Source organism: Massilia sp. MP_M2, from assembly GCF_039123635.1.
Classification (GTDB): domain Bacteria; phylum Pseudomonadota; class Gammaproteobacteria; order Burkholderiales; family Burkholderiaceae_D; genus Telluria.
Genome location: NZ_JBCHJF010000001.1, coordinates 248,169 through 264,365 on the forward strand (window position 1 = coordinate 248,169; position 16,197 = coordinate 264,365).

Here is a 16,197-nt window from a genome sequence, read left to right on the forward strand (position 1 = left end):
TTATACCAGCGTCAGGCCGCCGCTGCGCGGCTCGCAGCGCAGCAATTGCTTGCCGCTCTCCCCAGAGACCAGCACGAGCCGCGTGAAGCTGTTCAGGTGAACATAGAGCCCCAGAAAGCGGCTGACCACCTGCGCGAAGACGAACAGGCTGCTGCCGGCAAACGCTTCTTCTTCCAGCGTCAGCCGCACCTCGGTGCCGTGCACGAGCGTGGCACCATGCCGGTTGCGCAGCCACGCCGTGGCCGGCAGGGTGGTGAGCGCAGTCAGGCCGGCGATCTGGCGCTGTGAACTGCCCGAGCGCGCCAGATCGTACAACGCCAGCGTGTCGCGGAAGGTATCGAGCTCGGCCAGCGAGCGGTGATTCAGCGCCAGCTGGGCCACGAGGCGCCAGCCCGTGCCATCGCGGTTGCCGAAGTGCAGCGGCGCCGATGGCTTGCGCAACAGGCGGATGGGCACGTCGCCGATCGCCGTTTCGCTGGCCAGGTCACCACCCGGCGCGCCCACGCCCACGGCGCAGGCCGCCGCACCGTTGCTGCAGGTCAGGTCGATCGACGCGATCGCTGGCTCGGGCCCGGCCGGCGCCGGATCGTCGTCGCTGAAGGCGATCTTCATGCGGTGCCGACGGTCGCCCACATCAATACGGCGGTCGAACCAGTAGCGCTGGCCGCCGCCACCTTCGCCATGGCGCAACCCATAACAGGGGCGATAGGCAACGCCAGCCGTCTTGCCGCTGTGCGTCGTCAGCACCTGCACCGCGTCGATGCTGTAGACCTCGACATCGTCTTCGTGCCGGCTTGGCACCACGTCGTACATGGCCGAGCGGTGCGTGATGCGTACCGGCGCCGCCGCTTGCCGGAACAGATTCACGACCGGCGTGCAGCCCGTGATCAAGTGCTGGTGCGACAGCGCGCGCAGGACGCGGGCCGGGCCCGAGTCGACGTGCAAGCCGGTCAGCAGCACGTGCAGCGTGAAGCGGCGCGCGCCGGCGGGAAACATCGGCGCCAGCGCCGCCAGGTCGACGTCCAGGAAGTGGAACTTGTCGGGAAAGGCGAAATATTCTGTCAGCAACCGGTAGGCCGGATGGGCGTGCGCCGGCTCCGGCACCAGGGCTTCATCAGCCTCCAGGCCGCCGAGCGACAAGGCCGGGCGCTCCAGGCGGCGCCAGCGGTCCTGCCCTTGCGTTTCGACCCACGTTTCCAGCGTGTGCAGGCAGAGGCTGTCGATGAGCGCGGCCGTCAGCAGCGCATCGCCATCAACGTGCAGCCGCAGGCGCGCCAGGCCGAGCCCCGGCAAGAGCCGGCACGGCATGGCGCTGTCGATACTGATGCTGATGCGGGCGCTGGCGCGGGCCGGCAGCCGGATCGGCGGCGGCACCTGCGCCACCGGCGAGAACCAGGCCCGCGTCACCGTCACGGGTGCCAGTGCCAGGTCGGCCGTCGTGCGAAAGCGGCATGGCGCGCCGCGCGCGGCCAGCGATGTCATCTCGGTGCCGCGCGGCACCACGTGCACGTGCCCTGGTGCGGCGGAGTTGGGCTGACGGTCGCTGGCGTGGACACGCACGATCGAACAGCTCGGGATGCCGTGCAGGAAATGCGGATACAGGCTGGCCAGCAGTGCCCCGGTCAGTTCGGGATAATCGTCGTCGAGCTTTTTCGCGGTGCGCGCATTGAGCAGCGCGCATGCCTGGATCAGGCGCCGGATGTGCGGATCCTCGCTGCCTTCCGGCCCCAGGCCGAGCTCGGCGGCCAGGCGTGGATATTGGTGGGCGAGCTCGCGGCCAACCGTGTTCAGATAGACGAGCTCGCGCTCGTAGTACGGCAACAGCGCTTTCATTGGACGCTCCTCAGGCTGACACGCTACGGTCGGTCAGATCGCGCGCAGGGTCGTTGGGAAAGCGCAATGGAAGCGCACGGATCAACGGCGCGTTGCAGCGCGTGGACGGTGCTGCGTTCCCCGGTCTTGACAATAAGTCAGTAAAATCCCGGGTTCACATAGCCGAGCCCGCCTCATGACCACCTCCGCCACACCGATCCGTACTGAAATCCTTACCCTGTGGCGCCTGTCGTGGCCGGTTCTGGTCGGCCAGCTGGCCACCGTCGGGATGGGTGTGGTCGATGTCGCCATGACCGGGCACGTGAGCGCCGAGGAACTGGCGGCGGTGTCGCTGGGCACGGCCGTGTGGTCGATCGTGCTGGTCACCGTCATGGGCACGATGATGGCGATCAACACCGTCGTCGCGCACGAAATGGGCGCCGCGCGGCACGATCAGGTGCCCCACTCGGTGCGCCAGGCGATGTGGAAAGGGGTGCTGGTCGGCACCGTCGCGATGCTGTTTGCCAACCTGTGCACGCTGCTGTTCGACCATGTCGGCCTCGATGCCCATGTGGCCGCGCGCGCGTCGCTGGTCGTGCACGTGATCAGCATCGGCTTGCCGGCCTTCGGCGTCTACCGCGCGCTGTACGGGTACACGACCAGCATCAACCAGACCAAGCCGATCATGTGGATCGCGATCGCGGGCCTGCTGTACAACACGCTGGTGAGCTGGCTGCTCGTCTTTGGCGAGCTGGGCTTTCCGCGCCTGGGCGCGGTCGGCTGCGCGATCGCCACCGCCAGCGGCATCTGGCTGATGCTGGGCGTGATGCTGTGGTGGGTGCGGCGCTCGCCTGCCTACCGCATGACCTACCCGTTCGACCGCTTCGAAGGCCCGGACGTCGCAGCCATCGGCAACATGCTGCGCCTGGGCCTGCCGATCGGCGTGACCTATTTTGCCGAGGTCAGCGCCTTTGGCCTGATCAGCCTGCTGGTGGCGCGCTACGGCGTCGTGCAAGTCTCGGCGCACCAGATCGCGCTCAATTTTGCGTCGCTGGTGTTCATGCTGCCGCTCAGTTTCGCAATTGGCATGCTCACCCGCGTTGGCCAGGCGATGGGCGAAGGCGACCCGGTGCGGGCCCGCTTCGTCGGCTGGGTCGGGGTGGGCGTGTCGGTAACGGTCGGCGCCCTCGCGGCGCTGTTCATCGCCATCTTCCGCTGGGAAATCGCGGCCGCCTACACGTCCGATCCGGCCGTGCAGCAGGTGACGGCGCACCTGCTGCTGTTCGCGGCGCTGTTCCAGTTGTCGGACGCGACCCAGGTGGCCACTGCCTCGGCCATCCGCGGCTACCAGGTGACCCGCCCGCCGATGGTGATCCAGCTGGTATCGTTCTGGGGCTTGTCGCTGCCACTCGGTTGCGTGCTGGGGCTGGCGCCGCAATGGTTCCCGTGGACACCGGCCGCGCCGATGGAGGCAACCGGCTTCTGGATCGGCCTCGTGTTCGCACTGACGGTTGCAGCGGTACTGCTGACCTGGCAATTCGAGAAGCTGGCGCGCCAGCGCATCCGCGAAGGTGTGGCGAAATCGTTGGTCTGCTAGTTTTTATGACATGTCATTACAGCGCTGGCAGGCCGACTCTGGTATCGTCTCGCGGTTGCTGTCAATTAAACATCCTTCAGAGAAACTATGCGCCCTCTCCTTGTCCTCCTGGCCGCTCTCACGGCTGTTCCTGCCATGGCTGAACGTCTGACCCTCGATCGTATTTATGGCGACACTTCGCTGGCCGGCGCCAGCGTGCGCAATCTGCGCGTGTCACCAGACGGCGAACGCGTGACCTTCCTGCGCCCGCGCGCCGACGACCAGTACCGTCTCGACCTGTGGGAATACAACACCAAGAGCAAGGCCACGCAGCGCCTGGTGGACTCGAAGCAGCTGGTCCCGACCGAGACCTTGTCGATCGAAGAAAAAGCACGCCGCGAGCGCGCCCGCACCGCTGGCCTGTCTGGCATCCTGAATTATTTCTGGTCACCGGATGGCAAGCAATTGCTGGTGCCGGTCGGTGGCGACCTGTACCTCGTCGATGCCGCCAAGCCAGAGAATGCACGCAAGGTCGCCTCGGGCAGCGTGACCGATCCGAAAATCTCGCCGCGCGGGCGCTACGTCTCGTTCGTGCGCAACCAGAACCTGGTCGTGATCGACCTGAAAAGCGGCGCCGAGCGCCAGCTGACCACCGATGGCAAGGGCACCGTCCACAACGGCGCGGCCGAGTTCATCGCGCAGGAAGAAATGAGCCAGACCACCGGTTACTACTGGGCGCCGGACGATTCGGCCATTGCCTACCGCCGCTACGATGAAGCGCCGGTGCCGGTCGTGCGCCGCTTCGAGATCTTCGCCGATCGCACCGAGGTGATCGACCAGCACTACCCGGCTGCGGGTGATCCGAACGTGCTGATCGACCTGATGCTGGTCGATCCGGCCACCGGCGTGCAGCGCAAGATCGATCTGGGCGCGGACAAGGACATCTATCTGGTGCGGGCCGACTTCAGCGCCGATGCCAGGACGCTCGTGTTCCAGCGCCAGACGCGCGATCAGAAGCGCCTGGACCTGGTGGCCGTCGATGTCGGCTCGCTGGCGCAGCGCCCGCTATTCTCGGAAAACTCGACCACCTGGGTCAGCATCCACAACGACCTGCGCTTCCTGAAAAACCGCAAGGCCTTCATCTGGGCCTCGGAGCGCAGCGGCTACAACCACCTGTATCTGTACGACCTGGACGGCAAGCTGCTGCACCCGATCTCGCGCGGCGCATGGGGCGTGGACGATGTGCTGGCGGTCGATGAAGGCGCCGGCAAGGTGTATGTGTCGTCGAACCGCGACGCCGTGATCGACAAGCAGACCTATGCGCTGGCGCTTGACGGCAGCAGCGCCGACAAGCCGGCCCGCATCACGCAGGGCGATGGCTGGCACGACGCCGCTTTTGCCGGCAATGGCAAATTGTTCGTCGACACCTATTCGAACCCGCGCACCCCGCCGCAGGTGTCGATCCGCCGCGCCGATGGCGCGATGGTCGAGTGGATCGAAAAGAACGAGCTCAATGCCAACCACCCGTACACGCGCCACATGGCCGACCACCTGGCCACCGAATACGGCACGATGAAGGCCAACGATGGCCAGACGCTGCACTATTCGATCATCAAGCCGGCCAATTTCGATGCGACCAAGCGCTATCCGGTGTTTCTGTTCACCTATGGCGGCCCGCACTCGCAGCGCGTGACCCGTGCCTGGGGCAATTACTTTGACCAGTACATGGCGCAGCAGGGTTTCGTCGTGTTCCGCCTCGATAACCGTGGCTCGGGCCGCCGCGAGCGCGCCTTCACCGACGTGCTGTACAACAATCTGGGCAAGCACGAAGTCGAAGACCAGGTGACGGGCATCGACTGGCTGGCCAAGCAGAGCTTTGTCGATCCGAAGCGGATCGGCGTGTTCGGCTGGAGCTATGGCGGCTTCATGACGCTGCGTCTGCTGTCAGCGGCATCGGACAAGATCGCAATGGGCGTGTCGGTGGCGCCAGTGACCGACTGGTCCCTGTACGACACGCACTACACCGAACAGTTCGTCGGCGCGACGCCGAAGGGCGATCCACAAGCCTACAAACGCAGCGGCGTATTTGCCCACCTGGATGGCATGAAGTCGCCATTGCTGCTGGTGCACGGCATGGCCGATGACAATGTGCTGTTCTCCAACACCACGCTGCTGATCGACGAGCTGGTCAAGCGCAACGTGCAGTTCGACCTGATGACGTATCCGGGCGCCAAGCATGGCATCTCGGGGCGCACCAGCCAGCGTCACGTGTATGGCTTGATCGAAGCCTACTTCAAGCGCCACCTGGGCGAGACGCCAGCAAAGTAAGGCGGATGGGCCAGACGTAAAAAAGCCGCATCGGAAACGATGCGGCTTTTTCTTTTCCCACCCGCCTGCCGCGATGCGCGGCTGGCGGGGGAGTCCCTATCAAGGACGTGGACGTGGACGGTTTGCGTCGTCAGCTGCGTCTTCGACGGCTTCGCGCACGTCGCCAGCAGCGTGCTGGATCTTGCCTTCAACCTGGTTTGCCAGACCTTTGGCCTGCTGTTCCTTGCTGTCCACCAATTTGCCGGCGCCTTCTTGGATTTTGCCGCCAACTTCTTTCAGTTTGCCTTCGACTTGGTCTTTGTTCATGGTGATCTCCTGTGTTTGGCATGGCCGGTTGGCGATGCGATGAGTACAGATTAACGCAATCTTTCCAGCTCTTCTGTTAGCGCACGCACACAACTGGCATGTCGAATTGCGCGCCACCTTGCCATTGAGAATGCTATTGTTTTAATAACACCGGCTGTATCGACACCCGTTTTAACACTACCTTCAACGCCCGATCAAGACACCACCATGCATCCCCCTACGCCGCCTTCCTCCGACGCCACGGCGCCCGAGACGCCCCTCACCCAGCGCAAACTTGCGCGCCGCGTCACGCTCGTCAATGGCATCGGCGTCCTGTTCATCCTTGGCCTGGCAGCGGTCGTACTTGCCGCCGATGCCCTGCTGCTGATCTTTGCCTGCATCCTGTTTTCGATCCTGCTCTACAAACTGAGCGCGTTGCTACATCAGCGCACGGGCATCAAGCGCAACATCGCCCTGGTCATGGTCGTTCTGCTGCTGAGCGCCATCTTTGGCCTGGGCGGGTGGGCGATGGCGCCGCAGATTTCCGAGCAGTCAGGTCAGCTGGCCAAGGAAATCCCTGCCGCCGCCCTTCGCCTGCAAGCTGAAGTCGCCCAACACCCTCTGCTCAAGCGCGTCGTGGCCGAGCTGCCGCCGCCGGAAGACATCGTCAAGCAGATGGGTTCGCTGGTGCCGAATGCCGGCCTGTTCTTCAGCGGTGTCATCGGTACTCTCGGCAATATTGTCATCATCATATTCGTGGGCATTTATTTTGCCGCCTCGCCGGGCGTGTATACCGGCGGCTTCATCCGCCTCGTGCCGCAACAAAAGCGGGGCCGCGCACGTGAGGTCATGCAGGAGATGGGCGACAACCTGTCGAGCTGGCTGCTGGGCAAGGCCGTGTCGATGCTGATCGTCGGCGTGACCACGGCCATTGGCCTCAGCCTGCTCGGCGTACCGCTGGCGCTGATCCTGGGCGTGATCGCGGGCCTGCTCGACTTCATTCCGTACCTGGGCCCGATCATGGCCGGCATTCCGGCGGTCTTGCTGGCGCTGTCGATCAGCCCGGATCTGGCGCTGTATGCGCTGCTGCTGTTTGCAGCGATCAATATGCTTGAAGGATATGTCTTGCAGCCGATGATCGAGGCGAAAGCCATCGAGTTGCCGCCGGCACTCGTGATCGTGATGCAACTGATCTTCGGCACGCTGTTCGGCTTTGCCGGCGTTGCGCTGGCCACGCCATTGGCAGCCGTGCTGTCCGTGCTGGTCAAGATGCTGTATATCGAAGACATACTGGGAGACAGACCCGGGGACAGACCCGCCAGAGGGTCTTGAATAACAACAAAGCCGCGCAATGCGCGGCTTTGTTATTGATGATGCCGAAGGAATCAGCGGAAATGTATCAGCGATTACCTTTTGCGATTTCCTTGACGTCGCCAACTTTCTTCTGAGCTTTGCCTTCAGCCTGGTTCGACAAGCCTTCGCTCTGCTGCTGGCGGCTGCCGACGGCTTCGCCGACTTTCTCCTGCACCTTGCCGGCAACTTCCTTGGTCTTGCCCTTGACTTGATCCTTGTTCATTGCAATCTCCTTGCCCGTGACGTGGATGAGGCTTCACACTAGGAGCAAGTCCGGGCCGCTTCTGTGCGGCGCTTAACACATGGGCTTGCGCCAGACGCTCGCCAGCCACGGTTGTTGGTCGCGTGGCAAGCCGGGCGGCCGGTAATAGTGATGCAGCGCGACGAAGCCAGCCGCCAGCATGAAGCGCTCCCAGCTGTCGTAGTCGTGGTAGCTGCCATAGCGGTCGCCGTTCCAGCCTTCCTGATTCTCGCCGCGCGGATTCGAGGTGAATAGCACCCCGCCCGGCTTGAGCGTGCCGAACAATTGATCGAGCGTCTGCGGCAACGCTGCGCTGGGTACGTGAAACAGCACCGCATTGGCAAAAATGCCGTCGAATAGCGCGGGCGGCAAATCCAGATGCAGGAAATCCTGGTGCCACACCTCGCAACCACTGTATTGCCGGGCCATCGCGACAAACCGTTCGCTGCCATCCACGCCGATGGCGCGATGGCCGAGGCCGCTGAAAGTCTTGAGGTCGCGCCCGGGCCCGCAACCCAGGTCGAGGATCGTGTGCGGCGCTGCCGTTGTGATTGCACCCAGCAAGGCGTCAATGTTTTGACTTACATCATGGTCAATCGTACCGGCAAAGAAATCCTCGGCATGCTCGTTGTAGTGTTGGAGAGTACTGCGGGTGATGTCGTCATGGTTCATGCGCACAGTATGCCTGCGGGGGCGCCCCTTGCGGGAGGTGCCTCTGCGCAAAATAATGTGAAAATATTTCTGGATCGCCCTAAAGTTCCCGCCAGCGCAGTCGTAAATGGTTCAGACAACCGGCAATCCGGCCTGACAATACATGCTTTGGTAACCCTATGAACGCAGACGACGTCCTTGCGATATACGAAAACCTCTCTGGCCTGACGGGCCAGATGGCGCACGCCGCCAAGGCCGGCGACTGGCACGAGTTTGCGCAATTGAACATGGAAGCCAGGGCTCAGGTAGCCCCGGCAGTGGCCGGCATGCCAGCGCTGACAGGCGCCAAGCGCCTGAGCAAGATCGAGCTGTTGAAGCAGTTGATGGCCAACGATCGCGCCATCCGCGATGTAACCGAGCCATGGGACGAGCAAGTCGATCGCGCGCTGCACGCACACTGATCTGTCAGCGAATTGATCGTCAAAGCACCTGCGGGTGCTTTTTTTTCGCCCCAGACACCCTGTTGCAGACGCCAGGGCAACAAAAAAGCGCCCATCGGGGCGCTTTGGCGGCCATCAGGTCGATGGCGAATTCGGTGAGAGGACGAACCCCAGCTATCTGCTGGCGTCGCCTCGTGCCGGTTGCTGCCGGCGTCCGTTGCCATCGTAGGCAAGCAGACTGCTTCCAGACACAGGCGTTTCCTCAACGGTCGTCTGCTTGCCGCGCCACCTATCGTTGGTGACTGCGCCAGACCCTGTGCTGTCTGTGACCTTGTCGATCACCGCACCATTATAGCTCAGAATCAAAGTTGTGTAGACATTTCCTTGTCCGGCTCGTCCAACTGTGGTTCGACCGGCACCGGCGCCTTGTTTTTGCGAACGAAGCGCTGGCGCAGGCGTGCCATCAGCGAGATGCGCGGCATGGGCTGGATCATCGGCGCGGCCCGCTTGCGGCGGCGCAGGACGAACAGCGCGCCACCCACGAGCCCCAGCACGACGATCACGCCGCCGGCGATCCAGCCCCACGGCGTGGACGCCTCCGGCTCCGGCGCGGGGCGCCTGCGGGAAGGCCGTGGCGCCGTTGGTGTCGCGACCTTGTCCTGGATGACCGCGGACGGACTGGCACCCAGCGCCACTTGCAACACCCGCACCTTGTCTTCCAGCGTGCCGATTTGCTGGCGCAGCTGAGCGTTCTTGACATCGAGCGCGGCGCACACGGTTGCATTGTCGATTGAGGACGATGGCGCGCAAGTCGCGGCAGATGCGGCTGCAGGCAAGGCGACAGGCACAGGCAGCGGCTTGGGCACTGGCGTCGATGCATGCGTGGCTTCAGCCGGCCCGGGCGCCGGCGCCACTTTCTCGGAGGCGACCGATGCCGCCGGCGTGGCGGGAAGTGGGGGCTTCGGGGGCTTCGGGGGCTTCGGCGGCTTCGGCGGCTTTGGCGGTTTCGGTGGCGTTGGCTTGACCGCCATCGGCTTGGGCACCGCAACGGGCGCAGCAGAAAGATCCGCCACGAGCGGCGCCGGCGCCTTCGCGGGCACCGGTGCCGGCACCGGTAATGGCACCGCTGGCGCCGGCGGATTCGGATTCGGCGCAATGAAGAGCGTCACGAGCCGCACATCGCGCGTCCCACCATCGGCCAGTTCCAGATACAGGTGCAGGCGGCTTGATTCAACCGGCGCCGACGACGTCACGCGCAGGAACTGACGACCATCGCGCTCGCTCACGCGCAGGGCCAGCGCCGACAGCACGGCGGGCATGCCGATATTGGCACCCCGGTACACGTCCGGGTGCGCCAGGCGTGCCTGGACCGGGGTCGCGGGCGCGGCGAGCGCGGTCAGCTCGAGTTCCAGCGCCAGCGGCTGGCCGATATACGAACTGACGCGCGGCTCGCCGAGTTCGGCCGCGCCGACGCCGCAAGAGAGCAAAACACACGTGATGAATACAGGGAGGCGGCTGGCCATAGCAACTAACAAGAGTGAAGCCCAAGCGTCATTAACGGACATTGGGATAAACTCTTTAGTCCCAGCCTCTTGCAAATCAGGACATGTCCATGGAAAACAGGATTGAGAAAGACAGCTTTGGTCCGATCGAAGTGCCAGAGAACAATTTGTGGGGTGCGCAGACCCAGCGCTCGCTGCACCACTTCCACATCTCGACCGAACGCATGGCGCCCGAACTGGTCGCCGCCCTCGCCCAGGTCAAGCGCGCTGCAGCAGCCGTCAACCGCTCGCTGGGCAAGCTGCCGGCCGACAAGGCCAACGCCATCATCCGCGCGGCCGACGAAGTGCTCGACGGGCGCCATCCCGGCGAATTCCCGCTGGCCGTGTGGCAGACCGGTTCGGGCACGCAAAGCAATATGAACATGAACGAGGTGCTGGCCAACCGCGGCTCCGAGTTGCTCGGCGGCGAGCGTGGCGAAGCCCGCCTGCTGCACCCGAACGACCACGTCAACATGGGCCAGTCGTCCAACGACATCTTCCCCACCGCGATGCACGTGGCCGCTGCCTGGGCGCTGGCCAAGGAAGTGCTGCCGGCGCTGGCAAAATTGCGCGGCACGCTGGTGCGCAAATCACGCGATTTCGAGCCGATCGTCAAGATCGGCCGTACCCACCTGCAGGATGCGACGCCACTGACGCTGGGCCAGGAATTCTCCGGCTACGTCGCGCAGCTCGAATTTGCCGAAAGCGCGCTCAAGTCCACCTTGTCGGGCCTGCTGCAACTGGCAGCCGGCGGCACGGCCGTGGGCACGGGCCTGAATGCGCATCCCGATTTCGCACCGCGCATCGCGGCCGAACTCGGTTCGCGCACCGGACTGTCATTCAAGTCGGCGCCCAATAAATTCATGGCGCTGGCCGGGCATGACGCGATGGTCTCGACCCATGGCGCGTTCAAGCTGCTGGCCACGGCGCTGATGAAAATCGCCAACGACATCCGCTGGATGGCATCCGGTCCACGCTCGGGCCTGGGCGAAATCACGATCCCCGAGAATGAACCGGGCAGCTCGATCATGCCGGGCAAGGTCAACCCGACCCAGTGCGAAGCCTTGACGATGCTCTGTTGCCAGGTGTTTGGCAACGATGTCGCGATCACGGTGGGCGGCTCGCAGGGCAATTTCGAGCTCAATGTGTTCAAGCCGATGATCGCGCATAACTTCCTGCAAAGTGCGCGCCTGCTGGCCGATGGCATGCGCTCGTTCGACACGCACTGCGCCCAGGGGATCGAGCCGAACCTGGTGCGGATCGGCGAGCTGATGGAAAAATCGCTGATGCTGGTGACGGCACTGGCGCCCCACATCGGGTATGATCGCGCCGCGCAGATTGCCAAAACCGCATCGAAGGAAGGCTTGACCCTGCGCCAGGCAGCCTTGCAGAGCGGCTTTGTCGACGATCAGCAGTTTGACCAGTGGATCGTGCCGATCGATATGACGCGGCCCGATCCGGTCGAGTAAATACCCAGCACCCGGGCGGCCCGGTAACCATCAGACCGCCCTTTCATCCCCGAGGAAAGAATGCAAAAAATCGAATTTGAGTTGACATCGGAATTCGTCGAAGTCAACCAACTGCTCAAGCTGGCCGGCTTGGTCGACAGCGGCGGCGCCGGCAAGAAGCTGGTCGCCAGTGGCGTCGTCAATGTCGACGGGAAGCAGGAATTGCGCAAGACGGCCAAGATCCGCACCGGCCAGATCGTGACATTGGGCGACGTCGAAATCACGGTTCGCTAAAAAATAGACAGAAAGACAGCATCTTATGTTTGCGGTTTAACAAACAGAACGGGGCTTCATTGTTTATATTTCAAGACGTTAATCAACGGCTTATAGGTGAAAGCGATGGAAACCCCTGAAACCCGCGTACAGTCGCAAGAGCAGCTCATCGGTGATTTGCGCCTCGTGATCGAAAACGCGGAAGAACTGCTCAAGAATACTGATCAATACTCGAGCGCGCTGTACCAGAACGCCCGAACCAAGCTGTTTCAGGCGCTGGAAGCGGCGAATCAAGAACTGTCGCGCTTCGAGGACGCCCAGCTCGAACGGATGATGGCCGCAACCCGCCACGCCAACGAACAGTTCGCCGACCGCTCGGGCGAATCACGCATCCTGCGCGCGTTTCACTGACCCGCAATGACAACAACCCGGCGTCGCGCCGGGGGGGTTCATGCGGTCGTGTTGATCGAATTTCCCAGGTTGGCCGGCAGGTTCGGCGCCTGCGGAATCGCTGCGATCATCTGGGCTGCCGACGACGCTTCGATGTCCATGGCACGCTTGAGCATGGTCATGCCTACTTCCTGACGGATACCGGTTTCTGCCATGCTGGTCGACAGTTTGGCAATATTCGTGACGTCCATACATTTCTCCAGAAAAAGACTCGTCAGTCTTTAACGACGCCGCCAACCAGAACTTGAGGGTTGGCGCGCGACCATGTGCCAACCCAGTCCAGCACTGCGCCGATGTCGTTCAGGTCGAGCCAGACCACGCCGGGCCGCAATGCGGCCGGGCGCGCCACGTCCGACACCACGGCCACGATCGTCGCATCGTCGCTGTACAGGGCCGGCTTGCCCAGCACCGGGCGATGCACTTCCAGCTTGGGCAGCGCCTCCCATTTATAGCCCTCCACCAGTGTCAGGTCGGCCGGGGACAGGCGCGCCAGCAGCTCGGCCAGCGGCGGCTCGGGCGCGGCGCGCAGTTCACGCATGATGGCGATCCGGTACGGCGAGGCGATCATCACTTCGGCCGCCCCGGCCAGACGCAGGCGCGCACTGTCCTTGCGCGGCGGCTCGAGCTCGATATCGTGGTGACTGTGCTTGACGATATTGATGCGCAGGCCGGCGCCGGACAGACCGGCCACGAGATGCTCGAGCAGCGTCGTCTTGCCGCTGCCGGACCAGCCGACCACCGCCAGCACGGGCCCGCTCGCGCCTTGGTCAGGCAACTCAGTACGGCGCACGGTAGCGGGTGCCACGGTAATTCATCACGGCGGCCTTGGGCGTCAAGCGTTCGAGCACGAGGCCAGGCGCGACTTCCTCGCCTTCCCGGCGCAGCATCTTGTCGACCAGCAGCAGGCTCTCGCCGGGTGTCGGCGAATAGATGTAGCCGCCAAAGGCCACCTTCGGGATCTCACGCTGGAGGGTGTCCGGCAGTTGCTGCAGGGTACGCAACGGTTCGTCGCCGCCCGGCTGCGCGGCCACGACGGCGGATGTCGGCGCGGCCTCGCGCGGCGGCGGTGACGGTGGCGCGGTCGGCGCAACCGGTGCCGACGCCGGCTTCGTGCGCACCGGCCGGGCTTCGACCACCGGTGCAGGCTGGACAACCGGTGCGGGTGCGGGTGCGGGTGCGGGTGCGGGTGCGGGTGCGGGTGCGGGTGCGGGTGCGGGTGCGGGTGCGGGTGCGGGTGCGGGTGCGGGTGCGGGTACGACAGCAGCGGCCGCTGCGGGCGTCGCCACCGGTGCGCTAACCGTTGCCGTTGCCGGCACAACGGCAGGTGCAACGACGGGCGCAGTGGCGGGCGCAACGACGGGCGCTGCCACGGGCTGCGTCACGGCTGCCAGTCGCACCGGCGGCTCGCCCGCCAGGCGTGGCCACAGCAGCGCCACCGCCGCCGCGACGACGACGAGGCCCACGCCAAGGGCCAGGTAGCGCCGCTGCGCGCCCTGCCCTGCACGCGGCGACGCATACGACGGCGCTGGCGCGTGGATGGTCGGGGCGTTGCCCAGTTGGCGTTCGGCTTGCGCCTTCTTGAGTGCTTCTAGAATGTACGACATATCAGGTTCCCGTCCCGCCGGCGGTCAGCAAACGGGGTTCGGCCACGTTCGACAACTGGTTCAGACGCATGTAAGTGCGCGGCCCGACCACGCCATCGGCGTTCAGATCTTGCGCGGCCTGAAAGGCGCGCAGCCATTCTTTGGTGCGCGCGTCGAGCGGCGCATCGAGCGCCGGCGCCGTGGCGCTGTGCAGGCCCGCCAGGCGCTGCGCGATCCAGTCGACGTCCGGCCCGCGGTCGCCCTGGGCGACGACATCACGAAACGCCGCCGGCATGCGCCAGAAGGTGGTGAATTCGCCGCCGAAGCGCGCGACGAAGGCAGCGATGTCGATCTGCTCGCGCCGCTTGCCCTGCGCCAGCGTGACGCTGCGCTCGTCCATCCCCACCAGCACTGCATGGCCGGTGCGGGGGCCGTCGTGCAGCGTGACCACGGCCGGCCGGTCGAGCAGGCGCAGTTCGTACAGGCCGCCCCGCCCCGCGTGACAGCGCAGATTGGCGCGCAGCGCGGCTTCGCAGGTGGCCTTCGGGTCGGCGCCGGCCAGGTTCGCGAACGACGGTCCCCACAACGCCGCCAGCGCGCCCAGCGCCGCGTTCTCGCTCCCGAGCGTTGGCAAGGCCGCGCCAGGTGCGGCGGCGGTTGCGGCGGCGGCTGCGGGTGCAGCGACCGGGATGGCGGCGGGCTTTGCCGCGCTCGCGCTCGCCGGCGCCGGCCCCGGCTTGGGCGGCGCGGCGCGGGCAATGACCGGCGCCGGCGCCACCGCATGCTGCGGCAGCATCTGCCACGCCGCCGCGCCCAGCGCCACGCAGGCCAGCGCGCCGCCAGCCAGCAACGGCCAGCGCCGCGGCGCACGGTGCGCGGCCGGATCATCGGCAAACACTTCGGCGGCCGCCCTGCGCAGGATGGCGCGCGTGACCTGCGGACTGTTTTCCACATAGGCGCCCAGCAGGGCGCGGTCGCACAGCAGGTTGATCCGGCGCGGCACGCCATGCGCCAGGTGGTGCACCAGCGGCGTCAGCGCGGGCGGGAATGGCACGCCCACCGCGCCGGCGACGGCCAGCCGGTGCGCGATATACGCGCCCGTTTCAGCTTCCTGCAGCGGGCCCAGGTGGTAGCGTGCGATCACACGCTGGGCCAGTTGTTCGAGTTCGGGGCGCGCCAGCATCGTGCGCAGTTCGGGCTGGCCAATCAGGATGATCTGCAGCAGCTTGCGCTCGCTGGTCTCGAGATTGGTCAGCAGGCGCAGCTGCTCGAGCACGTCGCTCGACAGGTTCTGCGCCTCGTCGATCACCAGCACGTTGTTCAGGCCCTGTGCGTGCGAAGCCAGCAGGTAGCGGTTGATCGCATCGACGTAGCCCTTCACGCCCGCGCCGACGGCGGCCGGCGCCACCTCGATATGCAGCTCGTCGCACACGGTCTGCAGCAGCTCCTGCGCCGTCAGGCGCGGGTTGAAGATATACGCCAGGCGGCAGTTCTCGGGCACCTGTTCGATGAAGCAGCGACAGACGGTGGTCTTGCCGGCGCCGATCTCGCCGGTCAGCAGCACGAAGCCACCGCCGCTGCCGATTCCATACAACAGATGCGCCAGCGCTTCGCGGTGCCGCTCGCTCATGAACAGGTAGCGTGGATCGGGGGCGATTGAAAATGGCGCGTGCGTGAGCTGGAAATAGTGGTTGTACATGGATGACTAACGGACACTCTGCGGCTTGAACTTGGCGCAGTATATTTTGCTTTTGTCGTTCGCGTAGGCGATCGTGCTGCCCGGGATCGACTTGCGGAGCGGGTAGCGCGAGCCGTCTGCCGCGCGAAACGGCGTACCCGCGGCGGCGCGCACCGACTTTTCCAGTTCGTCGGGCTTGGCCTCGAGGATGGCGGCCACGAACACGACGGCGCTCGTATCGTCGCTGACCATCACCTGCTCGACGTTCGCGCCCCACAGCGACGCCTCGGTGCGAAACCAGTAGGCCCCGCCCTCGCGCTTGTAGGCCGGGCCGAAAAATTCGGTCAGGTAGGCGTGGAAGTAGGCGTTATCGAGGTGGCTGCGGCACAGGAGCGCGCTGCCGATCACCGGCCCGAACGTCGACGGCGCCGCCCCCGCCCCGGCCGCGGTGCAGGCCAGAACGAGGCCTGCGAGCAGCGGCAGCAGCATGGTGGTACGGCGGGCAACAACCTGGCGGATCATGGCGATACTCTCCTTC

The 16,197-nt window shown here is 65.0% G+C and carries 17 protein-coding genes; 7 read left to right on the top strand and 10 right to left on the bottom strand.

Annotated elements, in window-relative coordinates; all coding sequences use genetic code 11:
• The gene (gene tssF / locus RCH14_RS01140) at positions 1-1,833 is read right to left on the bottom strand and encodes a type VI secretion system baseplate subunit TssF (protein ID WP_343024329.1); all 1,833 of its coding nucleotides are present in this window, start codon (positions 1,831-1,833) and stop codon (positions 1-3) included.
• A gap of 175 nt (positions 1,834-2,008) precedes the next feature.
• Here tssF and RCH14_RS01145 point away from each other — a divergent pair, with 175 nt between their 5' ends.
• Together RCH14_RS01145 and RCH14_RS01150 are read left to right on the top strand one after the other, a co-directional pair.
• Positions 2,009-3,409: an MATE family efflux transporter gene (locus RCH14_RS01145; RefSeq protein ID WP_343024330.1), complete on the top strand. Its 1,401-nt coding sequence runs from the start codon at positions 2,009-2,011 to the stop codon at positions 3,407-3,409.
• Positions 3,410-3,496: 87 nt separating this feature from the next.
• Positions 3,497-5,716: a S9 family peptidase gene (locus tag RCH14_RS01150; protein WP_343024331.1), complete on the top strand. Its 2,220-nt coding sequence runs from the start codon at positions 3,497-3,499 to the stop codon at positions 5,714-5,716.
• A 99-nt stretch (positions 5,717-5,815) separates the two neighbouring features.
• On the opposite strand, the gene RCH14_RS01155 is transcribed toward RCH14_RS01150, so the two are convergent.
• Positions 5,816-6,022 (bottom strand): CsbD family protein, encoded by a 207-nt coding sequence (locus RCH14_RS01155; RefSeq protein ID WP_343024332.1) that lies wholly within the window; start codon positions 6,020-6,022, stop codon positions 5,816-5,818.
• Between the two features lie 207 nt (positions 6,023-6,229).
• Between RCH14_RS01155 and RCH14_RS01160 the strand changes: the two genes are divergently transcribed.
• Positions 6,230-7,333 (top strand): AI-2E family transporter, encoded by a 1,104-nt coding sequence (locus RCH14_RS01160; RefSeq protein ID WP_343024333.1) that lies wholly within the window; start codon positions 6,230-6,232, stop codon positions 7,331-7,333.
• Between the two features lie 67 nt (positions 7,334-7,400).
• Here RCH14_RS01160 and RCH14_RS01165 read toward each other — a convergent pair whose 3' ends face one another.
• Together RCH14_RS01165 and RCH14_RS01170 are read right to left on the bottom strand one after the other, a co-directional pair.
• Entirely contained in the window at positions 7,401-7,577 is a 177-nt protein-coding gene (locus RCH14_RS01165) for a CsbD family protein (protein ID WP_343024334.1), read from the bottom strand.
• Between the two features lie 72 nt (positions 7,578-7,649).
• Positions 7,650-8,267 carry a methyltransferase domain-containing protein gene (locus RCH14_RS01170; RefSeq protein ID WP_343024335.1) on the bottom strand — a complete coding sequence of 206 codons (618 nt, stop codon included), beginning with the start codon at positions 8,265-8,267 and terminating at the stop codon, positions 7,650-7,652.
• 158 nt (positions 8,268-8,425) lie between these two features.
• Between RCH14_RS01170 and RCH14_RS01175 the strand changes: the two genes are divergently transcribed.
• Entirely contained in the window at positions 8,426-8,707 is a 282-nt protein-coding gene (locus RCH14_RS01175) for a flagellar protein FliT (RefSeq protein ID WP_343024336.1), read from the top strand.
• 341 nt (positions 8,708-9,048) lie between these two features.
• Here RCH14_RS01175 and RCH14_RS01180 read toward each other — a convergent pair whose 3' ends face one another.
• Entirely contained in the window at positions 9,049-10,209 is a 1,161-nt protein-coding gene (locus RCH14_RS01180; RefSeq protein ID WP_343024337.1) for a hypothetical protein, read from the bottom strand.
• Positions 10,210-10,298: 89 nt separating this feature from the next.
• Here RCH14_RS01180 and fumC point away from each other — a divergent pair, with 89 nt between their 5' ends.
• From fumC to RCH14_RS01195, 3 genes are all read left to right on the top strand, one after another.
• Positions 10,299-11,696, top strand: coding sequence for a class II fumarate hydratase (fumC, locus tag RCH14_RS01185; protein ID WP_343024338.1), 1,398 nt, complete (start codon positions 10,299-10,301; stop codon positions 11,694-11,696).
• 60 nt (positions 11,697-11,756) lie between these two features.
• Positions 11,757-11,969, top strand: coding sequence for an RNA-binding S4 domain-containing protein (locus tag RCH14_RS01190; protein WP_343024339.1), 213 nt, complete (start codon positions 11,757-11,759; stop codon positions 11,967-11,969).
• 105 nt (positions 11,970-12,074) lie between these two features.
• Complete coding sequence (locus RCH14_RS01195; RefSeq protein WP_343024340.1) at positions 12,075-12,359, top strand: DUF883 domain-containing protein; 285 nt, start codon at positions 12,075-12,077, stop codon at positions 12,357-12,359.
• 38 nt (positions 12,360-12,397) lie between these two features.
• Here RCH14_RS01195 and RCH14_RS01200 read toward each other — a convergent pair whose 3' ends face one another.
• From RCH14_RS01200 to RCH14_RS01220, 5 genes are read right to left on the bottom strand one after another with little or no spacing between them, the layout of a single operon-like run.
• On the bottom strand, positions 12,398-12,589 hold the full coding sequence (locus tag RCH14_RS01200; protein ID WP_343024341.1) for a YjfB family protein: 192 nt from the start codon (positions 12,587-12,589) through the stop codon (positions 12,398-12,400).
• Positions 12,590-12,612: 23 nt separating this feature from the next.
• On the bottom strand, positions 12,613-13,203 hold the full coding sequence (gene mobB, locus RCH14_RS01205) for a molybdopterin-guanine dinucleotide biosynthesis protein B (protein ID WP_343024342.1): 591 nt from the start codon (positions 13,201-13,203) through the stop codon (positions 12,613-12,615).
• Entirely contained in the window at positions 13,175-14,002 is an 828-nt protein-coding gene (locus tag RCH14_RS01210) for a general secretion pathway protein GspB (protein ID WP_343024343.1), read from the bottom strand. Before RCH14_RS01210 ends, mobB begins: the two co-directional genes overlap by 29 nt.
• 1 nt (position 14,003) lies before the next feature.
• Complete coding sequence (locus RCH14_RS01215; RefSeq protein WP_343024344.1) at positions 14,004-15,680, bottom strand: AAA family ATPase; 1,677 nt, start codon at positions 15,678-15,680, stop codon at positions 14,004-14,006.
• A 6-nt stretch (positions 15,681-15,686) separates the two neighbouring features.
• The gene (locus RCH14_RS01220) at positions 15,687-16,181 is read right to left on the bottom strand and encodes a hypothetical protein (RefSeq protein WP_343024345.1); all 495 of its coding nucleotides are present in this window, start codon (positions 16,179-16,181) and stop codon (positions 15,687-15,689) included.
• Positions 16,182-16,197: the final 16 nt, after the last annotated feature.